This window comes from Ruoffia tabacinasalis (genome assembly GCF_042652985.1).
Lineage (GTDB): Bacteria > Bacillota > Bacilli > Lactobacillales > Aerococcaceae > Ruoffia > Ruoffia tabacinasalis.
Map to the genome: position 1 here is coordinate 13,857 of NZ_JBHSHQ010000068.1, position 19,471 is coordinate 33,327.

At 37.5% G+C, this 19,471-nt stretch carries 15 protein-coding genes, 2 pseudogenes and 1 riboswitch; of the genes and pseudogenes, 11 read left to right on the plus strand and 6 right to left on the minus strand.

The annotated features are described in order from the left end of the window. Positions 1-13 precede the first annotated feature (13 nt). From ACFO5Y_RS10915 to ACFO5Y_RS10940, 6 genes and pseudogenes are all read left to right on the plus strand, one after another. Positions 14-1,051, plus strand: coding sequence for an alpha-ketoacid dehydrogenase subunit beta (locus ACFO5Y_RS10915; protein WP_197105124.1), 1,038 nt, complete (start codon positions 14-16; stop codon positions 1,049-1,051). 13 nt (positions 1,052-1,064) lie between these two features. After that, positions 1,065-2,294 (plus strand): dihydrolipoamide acetyltransferase family protein, encoded by a 1,230-nt coding sequence (locus tag ACFO5Y_RS10920; RefSeq protein WP_197105125.1) that lies wholly within the window; start codon positions 1,065-1,067, stop codon positions 2,292-2,294. 653 nt (positions 2,295-2,947) lie between these two features. Continuing rightward, positions 2,948-5,821: an SNF2-related protein gene (locus tag ACFO5Y_RS10925; protein ID WP_197105126.1), complete on the plus strand. Its 2,874-nt coding sequence runs from the start codon at positions 2,948-2,950 to the stop codon at positions 5,819-5,821. Between the two features lie 158 nt (positions 5,822-5,979). Next, positions 5,980-6,241: pseudogene (locus ACFO5Y_RS10930) on the plus strand (LLM class flavin-dependent oxidoreductase); the annotation flags it as partial. A gap of 539 nt (positions 6,242-6,780) precedes the next feature. Next, positions 6,781-8,154 (plus strand): NAD-dependent succinate-semialdehyde dehydrogenase, encoded by a 1,374-nt coding sequence (locus ACFO5Y_RS10935; RefSeq protein WP_197105127.1) that lies wholly within the window; start codon positions 6,781-6,783, stop codon positions 8,152-8,154. 628 nt (positions 8,155-8,782) lie between these two features. After that, positions 8,783-9,199, plus strand: coding sequence for a helix-turn-helix domain-containing protein (locus ACFO5Y_RS10940; protein WP_197105128.1), 417 nt, complete (start codon positions 8,783-8,785; stop codon positions 9,197-9,199). 434 nt (positions 9,200-9,633) lie between these two features. On the opposite strand, the gene ACFO5Y_RS10945 is transcribed toward ACFO5Y_RS10940, so the two are convergent. The 3 genes from ACFO5Y_RS10945 to glnA form a co-directional block, all read right to left on the minus strand. Beyond that, complete coding sequence (locus tag ACFO5Y_RS10945) at positions 9,634-10,854, minus strand: LL-diaminopimelate aminotransferase (RefSeq protein WP_231606950.1); 1,221 nt, start codon at positions 10,852-10,854, stop codon at positions 9,634-9,636. Positions 10,855-10,865: 11 nt separating this feature from the next. Then, positions 10,866-11,741, minus strand: coding sequence for a diaminopimelate epimerase (gene dapF / locus ACFO5Y_RS10950; protein WP_197105129.1), 876 nt, complete (start codon positions 11,739-11,741; stop codon positions 10,866-10,868). A gap of 91 nt (positions 11,742-11,832) precedes the next feature. Then, a riboswitch (Lysine riboswitch) is annotated at positions 11,833-11,973 on the minus strand. 57 nt (positions 11,974-12,030) lie between these two features. Further along, complete coding sequence (gene glnA / locus ACFO5Y_RS10955) at positions 12,031-13,377, minus strand: type I glutamate--ammonia ligase (RefSeq protein WP_197105130.1); 1,347 nt, start codon at positions 13,375-13,377, stop codon at positions 12,031-12,033. Between the two features lie 1,054 nt (positions 13,378-14,431). Here glnA and ACFO5Y_RS10960 point away from each other — a divergent pair. Next, positions 14,432-14,842: a transposase gene (locus tag ACFO5Y_RS10960; protein WP_197105131.1), complete on the plus strand. Its 411-nt coding sequence runs from the start codon at positions 14,432-14,434 to the stop codon at positions 14,840-14,842. A gap of 95 nt (positions 14,843-14,937) precedes the next feature. Then, positions 14,938-15,051 carry an IS3 family transposase gene (locus ACFO5Y_RS10965; RefSeq protein ID WP_380706657.1) on the plus strand — a complete coding sequence of 38 codons (114 nt, stop codon included), beginning with the start codon at positions 14,938-14,940 and terminating at the stop codon, positions 15,049-15,051. Between the two features lie 140 nt (positions 15,052-15,191). On the opposite strand, the gene ACFO5Y_RS10970 is transcribed toward ACFO5Y_RS10965, so the two are convergent. Further along, on the minus strand, positions 15,192-15,626 hold the full coding sequence (locus ACFO5Y_RS10970; RefSeq protein ID WP_197105132.1) for a GNAT family N-acetyltransferase: 435 nt from the start codon (positions 15,624-15,626) through the stop codon (positions 15,192-15,194). A 136-nt stretch (positions 15,627-15,762) separates the two neighbouring features. Between ACFO5Y_RS10970 and ACFO5Y_RS10975 the strand changes: the two genes are divergently transcribed. Next, positions 15,763-16,089, plus strand: a complete 327-nt coding sequence (locus tag ACFO5Y_RS10975) for a pentapeptide repeat-containing protein (RefSeq protein WP_197105133.1) — start codon at positions 15,763-15,765, stop codon at positions 16,087-16,089. Positions 16,090-16,187: 98 nt separating this feature from the next. On the opposite strand, the gene ACFO5Y_RS10980 is transcribed toward ACFO5Y_RS10975, so the two are convergent. Continuing rightward, positions 16,188-16,727: a DNA cytosine methyltransferase gene (locus ACFO5Y_RS10980; protein ID WP_197105137.1), complete on the minus strand. Its 540-nt coding sequence runs from the start codon at positions 16,725-16,727 to the stop codon at positions 16,188-16,190. 53 nt (positions 16,728-16,780) lie between these two features. Here ACFO5Y_RS10980 and ACFO5Y_RS10985 point away from each other — a divergent pair, with 53 nt between their 5' ends. Together ACFO5Y_RS10985 and ACFO5Y_RS10990 are read left to right on the plus strand one after the other, a co-directional pair. Continuing rightward, positions 16,781-17,182, plus strand: a complete 402-nt coding sequence (locus ACFO5Y_RS10985) for a transposase (protein ID WP_197105134.1) — start codon at positions 16,781-16,783, stop codon at positions 17,180-17,182. Between the two features lie 288 nt (positions 17,183-17,470). Then, positions 17,471-18,572, plus strand: a pseudogene (locus ACFO5Y_RS10990) (IS30 family transposase). A 177-nt stretch (positions 18,573-18,749) separates the two neighbouring features. Here ACFO5Y_RS10990 and ACFO5Y_RS10995 read toward each other — a convergent pair. Further along, positions 18,750-19,298, minus strand: coding sequence for a hypothetical protein (locus ACFO5Y_RS10995; protein WP_197105135.1), 549 nt, complete (start codon positions 19,296-19,298; stop codon positions 18,750-18,752). Between the last annotated feature and the right edge of the window lie 173 nt (positions 19,299-19,471).

Genomic DNA, 19,471 nt, shown 5'->3' on the forward strand with positions numbered 1-19,471 from the left:
AGGAGACAATACAATGACCAGACAAATTAACTTTATGAATGCAATTAACGAGGCTTTAGACCAAGCAATGGAAAAAGATGAGAATGTTATTCTGTTAGGAGAAGATATTCACGGAGGAACCGCAGTCCCTCACTTGGAAGAGCAGAATGAAGATGCTTGGGGAGGGGTATTTGGAGTTACGAAAGGTTTAGGACCAAAATATGGCTTAGATCGAGTGATTGATACCCCGCTATCCGAGATGGGATATATGGGTGCAGCTGTTGGAATGGCAGCAACTGGCTTAAGACCTGTTCCAGAGTTAATGTTTAATGATTTTATTGGTTTTTCTTTTGACTCATTATTAGGACAAGCTTCAAAAATGCGTTATATGTTTGGAGGCAAAGCCACTGTTCCAATGACTGTTCGAACAAACCATGGTGCCGGAGCTTCAGCCGCAGCACAACACTCAGGGTCTTATTATGGAATGATAGGATCGATTCCAGGTATCAAGTGTGTGGTCCCAGCGACAGCCTATGATGCGAAAGGCTTACTCTTAGCTTCGATTGAAGATAACAATACAGTCGTATTCTTTGAAGATAAAACTCTATATGGACTCAAAGGAGAAGTGCCAGAAGAATATTATACTGTTGAGATTGGAAAAGCAAATGTCGTTCGTGAAGGTGAAGACTTAACGATTGTAACCATTGGAAAGATGTTATATGTGGCTTTAAATGTGGCTGAGACTCTCGAAAAAGATGGAGTATCTGTTGAAGTTATTGATTTACGGACAGTAGCACCTTGGGATCAAGAAACGGTCATTGAATCTGTTAAGAAAACAAATCGTTTAATTGTTATTGATGAAGCAAACCCTCATAACAATACAGCTACAGATATTGCATCGGTTGTAGGACAGAAAGCTTTTGATTATCTTGATGGCCCTATCAAAACCATCTGTGCACCAAATACACCTACACCGTTCGCAACAAATCTAGAAGCACTTTATCTACCAGATGCGGAAAAAGTATTAACAGAAGCAGTTGAATTAATCGATGATCTCAAAGCAAGAGCATAAGGGGGGAGTATAAATGGCAAAAAATATTGTAATGCCTACCTTGGGCTTAACGATGACAGAAGGGACCATTGAAACACTGTATTTCAATGAAGGAGATGCAATAAACACAGGAGATGTGATTGCAGAGATAAGTTCTGAAAAATTATCAAGTCCTGTAGAATCACCCGTCAGTGGTACTATATTGAAAATCAATGTACAAGAAGGGGATGTTCTACCCATTAAAGAAGTTATAGCTATTGTAGGTGAAGAAGGTGAAGAAGTAGCATCAGACGAACAGGATAAGGATGTTCCAGATGTCCCAGAAGAAGCATCTGAAGAAGTTTCAAGTGCTTCAACGAAAGAAGAGACGAGCAGTAAACCACGTAATCAAGGAAGCGATGGTGAGCGAATCTTTGCAACACCTCTTGCTCGTAAGATGGCTGAAGAGAAGGGGATTGATCTCTCGGATGTTAACGGAACGGGTGGCAATCATCGTATTACGCGTCTAGATATTGATAGATATGTACCAAGTGAAAAAGTCGTATCAAGTGTTCAAAGTAAGGATACCGCTACATGGGGTATTGGCTTAAGTGGGATGCGTAAGACGATTGCACAACGAATGATGGAAAGTGTTCAAACAACAGCTCAAGTAACAAACCATAGAAAAGTCGATATAACCAACTTAATGGCTTTCCGCAAAGAGATAAAAGAAAAAGTCTCTCGTCCACTAAATAAAGGTGAATTATCGATTAATACTTTAGTGACAAGAGCGGTGATATTAGCCTTACAAGAAAACAGAGAATTGAATGCTTGGTATCATAATGGAATCCATGAAGTACAAGAAGCTATTCATATTGGTATGGCAACAGACATCGAAGAAGGCCTTGTTGTTCCAGTCATTCGAGAGGCAGATCAAATGACTTTATCTCAACTTGGTTCTACCATCGCAAGCGTTGCTTCACAAGCTCGAAATGGTAGCTTACCAGGAGACTTATATTCAGGATCAACATTCACTATTACGAATCTAGGTGGTGCTAATATTGAGTACTTTACTCCAATCATTAATCTGCCAGAAGTAGCAATACTCGGAGTAGGTACTTTAAGCGATGAACTTGCGTTAGACACTGAAGGAACCGTCACCGTTCATCAAAAATTACCATTAAGCTTAACCTATGATCATCAAATTATTGATGGCGCACCAGCCTCTCGTTTCTTAGAGACAGTATCTGAATACCTTAATGACCCATACAGATTGATGTTATAAAAATAAAAGAGAATAAGCGTAAAGAAAGCAACAGAACTAGCCCAATTTTGTTAGTTCTGTTGCTTTTTGATTGAATGAGGATGTGAGGTATTCAGTGATTTTAATAGCTTTCTCAATGCTTGATAGGGTATCGATATTGAAGAGGTTTGAGTAATTAGGTACGAAACGACTTACTACTTTAGACAGTTTGGTCCGTGGCGGCGCTTTACGACGCCCTGCTCCAGTTTTAACAAAATGTACTGAGATTAGTAGCTACTTTCAGGATTTATTGTCATAGTCATATTACAAAGCAATGTAAAATATAAAGAGTAGGTAGATATATGAGGTTAGGATTAGTAACAGCGATACTGGAACATATGAATTTTGAAGGGGTGATAGTTTTACCTTGGCTAATAGCTTAGGTAGTATTGAATCGGTTCATTGTTTCCAAGAAGGCGCGTGCTATTATGCAGATATTTTAGATATTGATATGGTGAAGTTAATATTGTAGAAACGTTGCAAATTTGATTTGTGGCGCTTTTTTATTGAGTTTTAAAGATTGCTAATATCATTATACAATCCGTCACTATTTAACTATTTAACTATTTTATTTCTCATTATCTTGATACAATGATAGCAATTGATATTATAAAAAATTATAAGGGCGTGTGGGTATGGATATAAGTTATAAAAATGCAAAAGAATATCAAAGTAAAATCAATGACATTGAAAAGCTTTTAACTGAATCAGACGACTTATTTACTGACTATAATGTTCGCTCATTAGCAACCAATTTAAGAAATCAAGCTGTAAAAGATAAGGTAGATGTATTACCAGTTAATGTTATACTTTCATTACTTGAAACACATTCAAAAGAAGTAAAAGTGGAAAATCAACCCTTCAATCAAAGAGCATTGTCAGTTATTTCAAAAATAATGCCCAATAATTACTCTGTTAATAATATATCATTAGCAAAGCAAAATTTATCAGACAAACTAGTATTGAATACCTTTCCTAAAATGATCGGAGCTGAAATATCAGAACAAAAACTCAAACTGCTGACAGTCTTATTCGTGTCAGATGCCATCAAAGTGAAAAAAATTAATATAGAAAAAGAGTATATGCCAATGATAGTAGAGTTAAAAAACTCACTAGATTATATTATTCAACATGATAAGAATGCATTTATGAAATTATTCCAACGAGGATCAATTAAGAAAAAACTTAATGATTCGCGAGAGAAATTTATGGCAAATTTCTATAAAATTGAGACGCTCGAGAGAGAACTACAGCTTCTCGATAAAATATCAGTCAGTGAAATAGAGGTGCGCAACGACTTCAACTTAAATCCCTCAAAATACATGGAAAGAATCTTGGCGGTTATTGAATATGACACAAAAGAAGGAGATTTATTAAATAAACTTATTGCTGAAAAAGTTGCAGAGCTTGAATATCGAATGATGGAATTTGATGAGGAAGTCATTGAAAAACGCATTAGAGAAAGCTGGAATAAGACAAAAGAGATACAAATTCCTCATGAATTAGACTCCATGATGGTTGAAGTATTACAAGCTAATAGTGAGAAAGTGTTACCTATTAATGAACTGGATAGAATTGGTATCACAACAATTGGTGATTTGAAAAAGGAATCTGATAAATTACAGCAATTAAAAGATAATGTATCAGAGGAAGACTATGATGATTTAATAAATCAGTTAAATATTTTTGTAAAGACGATGGAAAAAGATTTTTACCCCCAATTGAGGTCAAATAATCTCTCTGAGGAAGAAATCGAACTTCTAGGGCACCTCCACCACCGCCAACAATTGGAAAAATTTGAAAGAGATATTGTTAATAAAGCTAAAAATCTGTTAACCCAAGTGAAATCGATCTTAGAGATATTAGCTGAAAAAGATGCAAACGACTATAAACGACAATTTTATAACGATGATATTAAGCATACTATCACTCAATACAAGAAAAATCTATTTAACAGTTTAGAACAATTTATTGAACAATTTAGTGAAGTGCAAAACATTCCACTCGTACAGTTGACAACAAATGAAATCAGAAAAGATTTTGAGAAAAATAGTGCGAATTATTTTGCTATGTTAGATAGAGTTATGGGAGGATCTAAAACATATTCACCAAATGATCTGCCTTCTTTTATAGTTGAAAAAGTAAATCAGTACCCACTTAATACAGATAGTTTAAAAGTTACCTTAAGACCATATCAGGAATTTGGGACAAAGTATGCTTTGCAATATAAAAGTACTTTGCTAGGTGATGAGATGGGATTAGGAAAAACCATTCAAGGTATTGCGATGATTAATCATCTTTATTTAGATAATAATAAACATTCAATAGTTGTCTCACCCCTTAGTGTGTTGGCAAACTGGAAACGAGAAATTGAAAAATGGTCTGATTTACCAACCTATATATATCGAGGAGATTTGAGGAGAATTTCGCTGAATAAATGGCAAGAACAAGGTGGTATTTTACTAACAAACTTTGAACAAACTCACCATTTAGTAAATGATGACAAGTTGAAGCAATTAGACTTAATCATAGTAGATGAGGCTCATTACATAAAAAATGAAGCGACTAAGCGGGCCAAAAATGTCAATGCACTAGCTAAAAAATCAAAATATCATTTATATATGACAGGAACACCTATTGAAAATCGTTTAGAAGAGATGAAGAAGTTGATTTCGTATCTCAAACCTAAATTAGTTAGACGCATCGATCGATATTTTGCTGATTATGATCCTGAAAAGTTTAAACAACTTGTTTCTTATGTCTACTTAAGAAGAAAAAGAGATGAGGTTTTGAAAGAGCTACCTGAAATTGAAATGGTAGAACTATGGTCAAACTTCTCAGAAATAGAGCAGGAATATTATAATCACGCTGTGTCATTAGGACTTAGTGGATTAATGAAGATGAGGCGGGCTGGTTTTGCCGGTGATGAACCTAAACATTCAGAAAAGGTTAAACAATTAATGGATATTTGCTTGGAAGCGAAAGAAAATGGAGATAAAGTTTTAATATTCTCTTATTTTAAAATTGTTTTAAACAAATTACTGAATCTACTTGGAGAAGATGTAGTGGGTATGATTTCTGGAGATGTTTCTACCAACCAACGACAAGATATGATCGATGCATTTACTGAAGCTGAAGATGGGAAGATACTTTTAAGTCAAATAGAAGCTGGGGGAGTAGGATTAAATATTCAAGCAGCCAATATTGTTATTTTATGCGAACCACAATGGAAACCATCTACTGAGAACCAAGCGATAAGTAGAGTTTATCGAATGGGACAAACTAAAAATGTTATTGTATATCGTCTGCTGACTGAAGCAAGTATTGATGAAACAATGTTAGAAATACTTGTCGAGAAGTCTGATATATTTAACCAATATGCGCACGATTCGCTTGTGTCAGATGCTTTTGATCGACGTCAAGCACAAGATGCAACGGTTGTGTCTGAAGATTCGCTGAAGAAGAAAGTGTTTGAGATTGAAAGACAAAGAGTCGAGCAATTAGCCTAGTTAGTCTAAGAATTAGCCAATTTAAAGTAATCTCTCCCCACACCCTTCCCACTCTGTTGTTTAATCAACAGAGTGGGTTTTTTGTTGATCACATCAAATTCAAATAACAATTAGAATGATGTGCATAATAAAAGACAGCACAGAGATGGGGATACTATATGAAGATACATAAGTTACAGTTTGGTTTAGATACATTTGGTGAAGTGGCGTTAGATAGCCTAACGGGCGAGCGTATTAGCTTTGAAGAGTCATTGCGAAACATTGTTGAAGAAGGTAAATTAGCGGAAGAAGTTGGGATTGATTTGTTTGCTTTAGGAAACATCACCGTGAAGAATATTCTATCTCAAGTCCACAAATATTACTGGCTACTTTAGCAACCGTCACGGAGGAATTATCTTAGGAACGGGTGTATTCGTCCTGGATGATTAAAAATAACTAGATGCTAAGATTAAAACAACTAAACTGCTAGAGACTATGGAAAGTTACTGGTAGTTTTTTTATCTAGATTATTTGATTTCAAGGCTTGAGGGCGTCGCGACCCCTCGAAACGATCTGTTTTGTCAGGCTTTAGCGTGGTGCCTCCCTGCGACGGTCCCAATTGTTTGAAATGGAGCGTGGCGCCTCTTCGCGACGCACTGTAATCTAGAAAGCAGACCGTGGCACCCACTCACGACGCCCCATCTTCTAATTTACAAATATATTAAAGAGGGAGCTATTTTGGATTGTAACGGGAGTAGTGCCATGTGGCAATGGGTGTATTATAACGGATTTTAATTTAGAGATTGGTAGCATAAAAAAATATTATTCGTTTTAGAATTATTAATGAAACCTCTTACAATGAATTATATAAATTTATAGGTGATTATAAATTAACATAGTGAGTTAGGAGCCAAATACTAGCAAGCGCTATCATTTGTGTTATAATAAAAATATATATTATTCTAAGGAGGAATTATTTTATGGCATATCAAACAAAGTATCCCTTTACTAACGAGGTTTTGAAGACATACGAAAATATTTCGGATCAAGAGATTGAGAAACATCTAGAGAATGGTCACAGGTTATACAAACAATGGCGCAAAGAGGGGCAATTAGAAGATAGAAAAGCGGTCTTATATAAAGTAGCTGAAATTTTACGTCGTGATATCGATAAATACGCTGAGATTATGACAAAAGATATGGGTAAATTATTCGAAGAAGCTAAGGGTGAAGTCGAATTATCTGCTTCCATCGCAGAATACTATGCTGATAAGGCTGACGAATTCCTGGAACCAATTCCTTTTGAAACAGATACAGGAGACGCTTATGTCGTGCGCCAAGCAACAGGGGTGATTATGGCAGTGGAGCCATGGAACTTCCCTTACTACCAAATTATGCGCGTATTCGCACCAAACTATGTAGCAGGTAACCCAATGGTTCTTAAGCATGCTTCCATCTGTCCAGAATCTGCTCAAGCCTTTGAAGATTTAGTAAAAGAAGCTGGCGGGCAAGAAGGAGCCTACAAGAACTTATTCGCAGATTATGATCAAGTTGCTAAAGTGATTGCTGATCCGCGTGTTTCAGGTGTTTGTCTAACAGGTTCTGAACGTGGGGGAGCAACGATTGCTGAGATTGCTGGGCGTAACTTGAAGAAATCGACCTTAGAACTTGGTGGTAATGATGCATTTATCGTCTTGGATGATGCGAACTTAGATGGCCTAAAAGAATTACTACCAGGCTTACGTTTGAATAATGCCGGGCAAGTGTGTACTTCTTCTAAACGTTTCATCGTGACAGAGAAAAATTACGATGCATTCTTAGAGATATTAGTTGAAAGCTTCAAAGGAGCTAAATGGGGAGATCCAATGGATCCAGAAACAACCTTAGCCCCACTATCATCAGCAAAAGCGAAAGAAGAGGTCTTAGAACTAATTCAATTAGCAGTTGATAATGGAGCAAAAGTGGTTTATGGTAACGAGCCGATTGACCATCCAGGTAACTTTGTAATGCAAACGATATTGACTGATATTACAAAAGACAACCCAATCTTTAATCAAGAAATCTTTGGTCCCGTAGCTATCGTTCATAAAGTTAAAGATGAAGATGAGGCGGTAGAGTTAGCTAACGATTCTAGTTATGGGCTTGGTGGTTCAGTTTATGGTGAGGATTTAGACCATGCTCGCAAAGTTGCCGAAAAAGTGGAGACAGGGATGTCCTTTATGAACTCTGGTTGGACCTCACTGCCAGAATTGCCATTCGGTGGCGTTAAAAACTCAGGTTATGGTCGCGAATTAAGTGAATTAGGCTTTACTGCTTTCTTAAATGAACATTTAATTTATACACCTAAACAATAAAATACCTTCTAATATAATGGATAGGACTTGTAAACCAGGTCCTATTTCCTACTTTTAGTCAAGTACTATTTAGAGAGACATCAGTAGAATAATAGGCATACCAAATAATACTTCAAAAGACTACTTTTTGTAGAAATTTGGTACAATTTAATTAATCATATCGTTTCCCATGTCGTACTAAATAGTGAATAGATCTTAGAAATCAGTCCCTACATCCAATCAGAACGACCTTATGCTTTTTAGTGTGAGGTTGTTTTTTTGGTTTTATATTTTTTAGTGTTGGTGAGAAATCACCCGCACTATTTTTGTATACACAAAAAGCCAGTGATTTCCGTTATGATGTAAGTACGACCAAACACATAAGAAAGGAAATCGACATGGCTTACTTACATTCTACCGGCATCGGTTCAATCGACGTCCCTGGATGTGAAGGTGACCCATCGAAAAGTTCTCACGGTGACGGGGATCTCGATCATTTGCCTCAAGCCTGTTCTCACTGTGGCTGTCTAAATCAAAGTAGTCATGATATCATACGAAACGGTACGATGAATTCCGTCGTTTTATTGGGACAATACAACTTTCAGCCTGTCTATTAAAAGTTAAGGAAACAACGCTATTTGTGTAAACATTGCCGTGGGCCACAGTAGCTGTCACTTCCTTAAGTCGCTGGCATTGTTTTATTTCTAATGCGGTGAAGTATGTCATCCTTGAAGAATTAGCTCAGATGCAGTCCATGACCTTCATCGCCCAACACCTGAATGTTTCAACCACGACGGTTATCCGTCAATTAAAAACCTATGGGGACAACCTAAATCCTAAATCCAGTTGCTTACCGTCCCACTTGACGATCGATGAATTTAAATCGGTTAAAAATGTTCCTGGGGCAATGTCGTGTCTGTTAATGAATAACGCGACACATCAAATGGTGGATATCCTTGAAGGCCGAACTCAACTGTATTTAAGGGCTTATTTCTTACGGTTCTCACTGGAAGAACGGCGGCAGGTAAAAACCATCACCATGGATAGGTATTCCCACACAAGATGAGAACAGCGTTTCGAACCTTAACTTCCTACGCGTTAGATATTAAAAACAGCTTAACTTATACACTCTCGAATAGCGTTGTGGAAGGCACCGTAAATAAAAATCAAGATAATCAAACGATCTGACTAAGGTTATCGCAATTACGGTCACTTAAGATGTCGTATTTTAATCTCAACCCAACTTCAGCAACTTAATGCTGAATCTGTACGCCCATTGTATTTTTGTGACGAAGAGGCTCTATAAAAGTATATCCTCCAATCCAACAGATCGCGAAATAACTTACATCAAAAAATAAGACGATAGAACTAAATCTATCGCCTTAAATATTCACCAACATTATTTGACAAAGAACCAAAGTAAGACTAAAATCTAACCTTTGGGGGTATCATTATACCAAAATTTAATCTACTAACAAAATCGCCTACACTCTCTAAACCCTACTCACTATAATACTTCTGCAATCTCTCAACAGCTTTTTCAGTATTATCCCGAGTATTGAAAGCAGTCAGTCTAAAGTAGCCTTCCCCACTTGGGCCGAAGCCGACCCCTGGGGTCCCCACTACTTGAACTTTTTCCAATAACTGATCGAAGAATTCCCAGGATGAGACACCAACTGGCGTTTTAAGCCAAATATAAGGTGCATTGTCGCCACCATAAACGGTTGCACCTACTTCTTTCAAACCTTCCTTGATCATTCGAGCATTTTCCATATAATAGCTAATATTTTCCTCGATTTGTGTCCTGGCAGGTTCTTGGTAACAAGCCCAACCGGCTCTTTGGATGATGTAAGGGGCGCCATTGAATTTGGTCGATTGACGGCGGTGCCACATTTGGTTCAAATTCATATTTTGGAAAGTCAGTGCTTTTGGAACGACGGAGTATCCCAAACGTAAGCCAGTAAAACCGGCTTTCTTAGAGAAACTACGGACCTCAATCGCACAACGCTCGGCACCTTCACATTCATAGATGGAATGAGGAATACCGTCTTCTTGAATATAAGCTTCATAAGCTGCATCGAAGAGGATTAAACTTTCATTTTCTAAGGCAAAATCGACCCATTGTTGCAGTTCGTCTTTCGTTAGAGTCATCCCAGTCGGGTTATTGGGGTAGCATAAGTAGATGACATCAACTTTCTCAGTAGGGAGGGCAGGTCGGAAGTGATTTTCCGCATGACTTTCTAAATAGACAAGCTCACTCCATTGACCAAGCTCTTCATTCCATTCGCCCAAGCGACCTGTGAGTACATTGCTGTCGATGTAGACAGGGTAGATAGGGTCTCCCATGGCGATGATGCTATCGAGTGCGAATAATTCTTGCAAGTTGGCGATATCACTTTTGGCGCCGTCTGATACAAAGACTTCACTGCTATCCATTGACAGGCCAACTTCTTGATAATCATGTTGGGCTATTGCCTCTCTCAGAAAGTCATAACCGCCTTCAGGGCCATAACCACGAAAAGTATCAGTAGAAGCTTGTTCATCCACTGCTTGATGGAGGGCTTGAATGATTCCTGGAACAAGGGGTTGGGTCACATCCCCGATGCCTAAACGAATAATCTCTTTGTCAGGGTTTAGTTGAGTGTAAGTGTCAATTTTTTGAGCAATGGTTGAGAATAAGTAACTGTCAGAAATCCTTGAATAATTATGATTTGCTTGCATGATAAATCCTCCTAATGTACTTGTGGAAAGTAGTGACCAGTGAATGAAGTGCGGGCAGGGCCTTCCATATAAACATGCCCTGTGTCGCTCCGATCCCACGTGATTGTGAGTGTTCCCCCTAAGAGGTTCACCTTAATCGTCTCTTCAGTAAGACCATTCAACACCCCGGCGACCGCAACCGCACAGGCGCCGGTTCCGCAAGCCAAAGTCTCGCCACTCCCACGTTCCCACACGCGCATGCTAATTTCTTGGCGGTTGTGAACGTGGGCAAATTCGGTATTGATTTGTTCAGGAAAGCGCGTGTCATATTCAAAGCAAGGTCCAAGTGCTTGTAAGTCCAAGTCTTTGATATTTTCTTGAAAGATAACGAGATGAGGGTTCCCCATCGATACACCAGTCACTTGATAAGCTTGCCCGGCGATTGTAATGGCCTGATTAATCCATTGGTCTTCCTCTGCCGTAATTGGAATCAAGGCCGTGTCGATAATTGCTTGGCCCATATTGACCCGAGCTCCTGTGACTTCACCTTGATCATTGAAAATGAGCTGGACGGTTTTGACGCCACTTAGTGTCTCAATCTCAATCGATTTTTGATCCCAAAGGCCATTGTCGTAGATAAATTTGGCTAAACAACGGATGCCATTGCCACACATCCGACCTTCGCTGCCATCTAGGTTGAACATCCGCATCTGGAAATCTGCCTTATTAGATGGGCGAAGCACGATGAGACCATCACTACCAATGCCAAAGTGTTGTTCACTTACTTGAATTGCTAATTCTGCTAGATCTTCAATCTCTTCCTTTAAGTCATTAATATAAACATAGTCATTGCCAATTCCTTCCATTTTTGTAAAGGGAATGGCCTTTTTATTTGTTAATTTTGTCATTACACTCTCTCCTTAATTTAGTGAATAAAAAATAGGACCACGAACAAAAGTCCATGATCCTTCCAGTAGAAGAGTGGTATACTTTTGCCCGGTAATTGCTTGCACAATCAGCTTAACTGGCAGTTAAGTTGAACAGTTAGCCACCTATTATGATGACTAACCAACGATAATTCGTTTCGGCGATATCCCCTCAGACCCATAAGTCCTCATGTCAACCGCACCTCGCACAATACCTTTTTTATAGAGTAACATTGATACTAATTGACGTCAACTAATTACTAATCATGTTTTAATAATTAGTAAAATATTGTTCAATTTCCCATGGTGAGACATATTTGGCATATTCCTCGTACTCTTTTGTTTTGGCTTTAATAAAGCTAGTAGAGATATGCGGCCCTAAAGCATCCAAGATTGGGTCTGAAGCTTTCAATTCAAGTATGGCTTCTTGTAATGAACCGGGCAAGCTTGTAATCCCTTGGTCAAGACGCTCGCGAGCGGTCATGCTGTAGATGTTGCAATCAACCGGAGCCGGTGCTTCGAGTTCTTCTCTAATACCTTTTAATCCAGCGCTAAGAATCGTCGCTAGAGCAAGATAAGGATTGGCCGATGGATCGACACTCCTTAATTCAACACGGGTTGAGTTGCCACGAGCTGCTGGAATACGAATTAATGGGGAGCGGTTTTTCTCGCTCCAAGCCACATAGACTGGGGCCTCGTAGCCAGGGACCAGTCGTTTATAGGAGTTCACGGTTGGGTTGCAGACGGCAGTAAAGGCCGGTGAGTACTCCATCAGACCTGCAATAAAATGCTTGGCTGTCTTAGATAAGCCAGACCGCGTACTTTCATCGTAGAAAGAATTACCACTTTCAGTAAAGAGTGACATATTAAAGTGCATACCAGAACCATTGATACCAAAAAGCGGTTTCGGCATAAACGTAGCATGAAGATGATGGCGTCGAGCTACGGTCTTAACAATGAGCTTGAAAGTTTGAATATTATCGCAAGCCGTCACCGCATCAGCGTATTTCCAGTCGATCTCATGTTGCCCATCGGCCACTTCGTGATGACTAGCTTCAATCTCGAAGCCAAGAGCTTCTAGTTCTAGAACAATATCACGGCGACAGTTCTCCGCCAAATCTGTCGGCGCTAAGTCAAAGTAACCACCGTGATCATTCAATGTCATCGTTGGATTCCCTTCTTCATCTAACTTGAATAAGAAAAACTCTGCTTCGGGGCCTAAGTAAAAGTCAGAGAAGCCGAGTTCTTCCATCTCTTCCAGAACACGTTTCAAGTTGCTTCTAGGATCCCCTGAGAATAGCTCACGAGATGATGTCTCAACGTCACAAATCAGACGAGCAATGCGCTTAGTATCATCGCTTGCAATATTCCAATCAAAAATCAGCCAAGTTTGTAAGTCAGGTACCAGGTACATATCACTCTCTTCGATTCGTACAAAGCCCTCTATTGATGAACCATCAAAGGTCATATTGTTGTCTAAAGCTTTACTTAATTGAGACAGAGGAATTTCTACGTTTTTTATCGTACCTAAGATGTCGGTAAACATTAAGCGGATAAATTTTACATTATTTTCTTTCGCATCTGCCATAATTCGTTCTTTTGTCCAAGTCGTCGTCATATAAAACCCTCCAATAAAATATTAATAATATTATTTAGTATTGTTAGATTATATTAATGAAAAATACACAAAACAAGTCAGTTATGACGGATGGTGTTATAAAATATAACGCGAAATAAGGCTGTTTTGATAATGTTAACCAAAATTAGGATAACATCGTTATATAATATAACAAAAAACAAAGGTGTATTTAATTGAGAAAATTAATTTATAAATCGCATAAAAATAATCTTTAATTGCCTCAACTAATTACAAGTATAAGGATTGAAAATAATAAAATTAAGGAGAAAAAAAGTTTTTTTGTTAAAAGGATATAAAATTGTCAGAAGATGGGGTAAGGTATGGATTGGATAGTGCAGACTAGATTGGTAAGTCGATATTTATAAGGTGGTTGAAGAAGATTTTGGGATATTGGATGATGCGCAATGAAGATATTTAGTTTTTTGTTAATATGTAATTAACGAGTACCTTGGTTATCAGATTAAAGGAGTGCTTATTATGAGTAGGAGTGCACGTAAATATCCTAGAAATAAATCCAATTGTAGAAAATGAAGACAGTTTTAAATCTTCGCTTACACCGGAGATTTACTGGAGTTGAATTTGGTGCACTCGTTTTATCTAAAGTTGAGTATAAGAGAGTGAATGCTTCTTATAAAATTAGTGATACTTCTCTAACTTTTTTGATTGGCGTATTGTATTCAACCAACTATTCTTGTAATAAAAGATCATGTCCACTTATACAATGGAGCTAGATGAAGAAGGTGAGGTCATCTTTCGAGAAGTAGAAACCTGTATTTTAAGGTACATCACAAGGTAAGTATTAAATGTTTTGATCGCCCGCCGTCGAAAACTTCGAAGATTCGATATTCTAAAGGAACACAAGAATATGAGCGGTCTATTGCTTGGCCTAAAGATTCTTTGTGGAATTAAGTCGAAGTGGGAAGAGAGCAGATTTATAGTGACCTAAAAGGTGATTAAATTATATGAAGAGTTTATGATATGCTCCCTCTAAAGTAGATACTTAAAAAAGTAAACTACTTTAGGGGGATTTTTTATGTACTCAAATATGAAGCATACAGTGGCTGAACTGGAGTTTTATATTCTTCAATATTTAGAGGGTATGACTTTTCCTATGTTGAAGAATTTAGGACTACAGTATGAGAATACATACTTTTCATTTGAAGTGAGGCTCTATCAACAACATGGCATTGATAGCCTTCAACCACCGAATAAGAATCAACACTATTCAACGGAATTTAGAGAACAAGTGGTACAAGAACACCTGGTCGATAAGATATCCATCAATGAACTGGCAATTAAATATAATATTCCATCTCGGAAAACAATTCATAGCTGGATTTTTAGGTATACTAATGGTGGGGAGTCTCAATCCTGTAATTCAAAGCCAGAGGTGTATCTGATGAAAGGGAAAAAACGACTTACGAAGAAAAAGCTTAAAAAGTAACCTGGCTGTGCCAAGCATTAAAAGTGAGCCAATCGAGTTTTTATAAATAGTTAAAACGTCAACCATCACATACAGAATTGCGCTTAAAAAAATTAATGGTAATCATTCAAGAATCACATGGAACATTTAATGGAATTTATGGCTATCGTCGTAGGACTATTTATTTAAATCACTTTCAACAAGCCGCTGTTAATCATAAGTGTGTCTAGCACTTAATGAAATGGAAGGGCATCCAAACCTATATAAAGAAAAGACGAATCTGAAGATTCGCCTTAACTATTTTTATTATTTACCTGTCTACTTGACAGGGGGCAGTTCATATTGAGTTTGGTTGGGGGGGTTTGATAATCTAAGTTGCTGTCCAGGTCATTAGCCATTCTTTCTCTTGAGTTTCTTCATCTAAACACTCCTCAATAAATTGAAAACCATGCCTTTTATAAAATTGTATCGCCTGCGAATTGCGTGAATAAACAGAAAGTGTCAAAGATTTGTGTTGGCTTTTTAAATAAGTCAACAACAGGCTTCCTATGCCTTTGTGGCGACTCTCCTTCTCAATAAAAATACCCGCAATATAGTCTCCCGTCATACCAACAAAGCCTAACAGTCGATTGTCTTCTTGATAAAGCACCATATTCGCTTCATGAAAAGCTGAGAGCACATCATCATAATGACTGGTCCAATAGGCTGGGTCAACAAAATCATGCACTTCTAAATTCACAGCTAACCACAAATCAGCGACAGACTTTAATACATCAGGTTCTTTGTCTACTAAGTCTATAAGCATCGGGTGACCTCCTTTAAATGACTAATAAGAAAAAGTCTAACAAAATACGCAAAGAGTCGCAATTGATAATCAAAGAAGGATGAGAAAAAGATAGAGCCTATGCTACAATAGCCATAAGTAAAAAGAAGGGTGCGAGATGATGCGAATTAAACGACCAGTAATACAAGCGGATATAGAAGAAAAAGAGTTAAAAGACTTATACCAACCCCACGATTATATCTTAGAACTAGATGGCTATGATTTGAATGAACCTGACTTTACAACCGTTCAGGTGGAGCAAGTGCGATTATATAATTGCGTCATTCGTGACGGTATATTCAACGATATGGATTTAAGTGATGCAGATCTGACTGATGTGCGCTTTATCGCCTGTGACTTCTCGAATGTAAATCTAAGCCAAGCATCCATTCACCGAGTAGAGTTTGAAAATTGTAAGTTACTCGGAACTCAGTTCACAATTTAATATTACGATCAATAATTATATTCAAAGAGATGCCATCAATAAAACAAGGAGCTCTACAAATTTGTAGAGCTCCTAACTTCGTTTGTGTTTATTAAGAATTATAGTATATTAATTTCTAAACCAAAGTCGGATAAACTTTGGGATTCCTTGTCATCTTGAGGAAGAATATGGGTGTTTATGTAATCCATCTGTTTAAAAATACCACAGAGGACATCAACTACAATGCTGTTTCCAGCTAACTTTAATAACTTAGCTTGCGTTAGAAAAGCTCTTTTTACGTCTTCAGAAGGATTCTTGATTGTTAGATTATCGAAACTTTCTTCTGTGAATCCCATCAGCAAAAAAGCTTCTCTAGGCGTTAAGTTTCGATATCTTGTCCCTTCAACTAAAGGGTTCTTATCATAGGCGATAATACCAGAATTAGGATTACGATCTTGCTTTGTAGTAATAGTACGAGCAATTAAAGAGTTATCCGCTTGACTATCAGTTGCTAATTTTAAGTTGTTATTAAATATTTTTTCTCGAGAAGCTGTAAAATTCGGTGTAGCATGAATTGCTTCCTCAAGATAATGCCTTACTGAATAATCTAATCTTAAGTAATCACTGATTGGATTGATACTTTCTTCGGAGAGTATGATATGCCCCCTAAAGTAGACACTTAAAAAAGTAAACTACTTTAGGGGGACTTTTTATGTACTCAAATATGAAGCATACAGTGGCTGAACTGGAGTATTATATTCTTCATTATTTAGAGGGTATGACTTTTCCTATGTTGAAGAATTTAGGACTACAGTATGAGAATACATACTTTTTATTTAAAGTGAGGCTCTATCAACTACATGGCATTGATGGCCTTCAACCCCCGACTAAGCAGCAACACTATTCATCGGAATTTAAAGAACAAGTGGCACAAGAACGCTTGATCAATAAGATATCCATCTATAAACTGGCAATTAAATATAATATTCCATCTCAGAAAACGATTCGTAGCTGGATTTTTAGGTATACTAATGGTGGGGAGTCTCAATCCTACAATTCAAAGCCAGAGATGTATCTAATTAAAGAAAAAACGACATACGAAGAAAAAGCCTAAAAAGTAATCTGGCTGTGCCACGCATTAAAAGTGAGCCAATCGAGCTATTATAAAAAGTTAAAACGTCAACTAACACATACAGAATTGCGCTTTAAAAAAATTAATGGCATGCATTCAAGAATCATATGGAACATTTAATGGAATTTATGGCTATCGTCGTATGACTATTTATTTGGAGGATTTTATAATGAGGTTAGCCACCTCTTGAAATCCTAAAAAAAGAACGTCATGTCGATTTCATGTTATATTGAAGTTACCACAACTATCAAATAACGGAGATGAAATCACATGACGCAAGAAAAGCTTAACATAAACTCACGAAAAGGAAAACACCTATCTTACAAAGAACGATGTCAAATTGCCATTCTAAAAAAAAGAAGGCTATTCTAATCGTCACATTGCCAAAGTGTTAGGGTGTGTACCTCAAATGATTAATAATGAAATCAACAGAGGGACGATTACCCAAGTAAAGAAACAAAATCAGAAGGGTAAAATCTATCAATATACCTACACGATATACGATGCAGATGTCGGTCAAGCCAAGTATGAACAAAACCGTCTTAACAGTGGTAGACGCCCTAAATGGTCTGATTCAAATACCTTTATTGAGTGGGCAGATGAAAAGATGCTTCATGAAAAATGGTCACCGGATGCGGTTGTTGGTTTAGCCAAGAGACATCAGTTATTCGATAAAGCGATTATACCCTGTACAACCACCTTATATCATTGGATTGATAGCGGTGTGATGCAAACACGTAACTTGGATCTGTTAGAAAAGTTAAAGCGTAACAACAAGAAACGGACAGTTAAGGCGCGTCGAAACAAGCGCATTCTAGGTCAATCGATTGAGAATCGTCCTAAAGAAATTGATTCTAGAGAGAGCTTTGGCCATTGGGAAATAGATACCGTCATTGGAAACAAAGCGGCTATTGATCCGGTCTTATTAATATTAGTTGAGTGTAAAACGCGCTACGAAGTGATTTTTAAAATTAAGAACAAAACGGCGCAAGCTGTGGATGAAGCCATTGGCTTATTGCGCCAACGAGTTGGAGACTCTTTTCAACATCTATTTAAGACTATTACTTCAGATAACGGATCAGAATTTGCGGGGCTTCATGATAGCTTACAGGATACGTTGGATGTCTATTTTTCGCATCCCTATGCATCCTGGGAACGTGGTACCAGCGAGAATCAACATAAAATCATTCGACGGTTCTTCCCCAAAGGTCAGTCTCTTGAGGAAGTAGATGAGGAGCAATGTCTACGTGTTCAAAACTGGATGAATGATTACCCGCGACAGCGATTAAACTATCGTACACCTTATGAGCTATTCGTAAGAGAGTTTCATAAGGAACGCCAAAAACAGACGGTTAAACCTGTCAGTGCTTGACAACGAGCCTCTTTCGGCATGGCTTGATAGCTGGGAAGCTGGCTGATGCCAGCCCGTCAAAGAGACTACCATGCCTCAACTCATTGTCAAGCACTGACTCAATAAGCGAAAACAACAAAGTAAGTGGACAACACACACTTTAACAAAGTGGCTAACTTAAACTTGAAATTTACAATGTTACTTCTGACTCAAAATATCAAAATTATTCAAAGTTTCGCTGATGTCTATATTCAGATCGCTTATCATTGCTTTTTGATCATCACCTAATAAAAACACATGAAATCGTCCATCAGGAAGACTCTTAGTTTGTTCAGCAATTTGTGAAAATAGAGCCTTAGATAGTACCGCATAAACTGGTTTGTTTGTTAAGGTGTAAAATTCTAGTATTACAAAATCTACTATATCAGTAGTGTCGGGTTTAAAAGTGTACCATGCGTTGTAATTTGAACTTGTATGAAATTTACTCTTTTTAAAGATTATAGTACTTTTAACGTTATCCTTCTCTATAATGTTCATATTAGTACCGTGTGAATATTTTGAAGACACAATAAAACCGAGTGATTCCAATAGTTCTTTTTTGCTAGGCTTTTTGCTATCAGTCTCTTTCTCCAAGATATAGTTTGCCAACTTTTCCTGGATCTCAAAAGATTGCTGATTCAATTCCTGTATTTCAAAATATATCTCTTTTTGACGACTAATTAATTTAGAAATTCTCTCTTGCTCCATAATTTAACCTCATTAATTTATTTAAGTTAATGATCTCATATTTGATAAATTAGATCAATTTATTATTACAAATTATGCACTTTAGTATGTATATATTTCACACCGCCGATTGTAAAATTAAGCTAGACAACTAAAACAGCCATTTGTGGTACACTCAACTTGTAATTCCGACC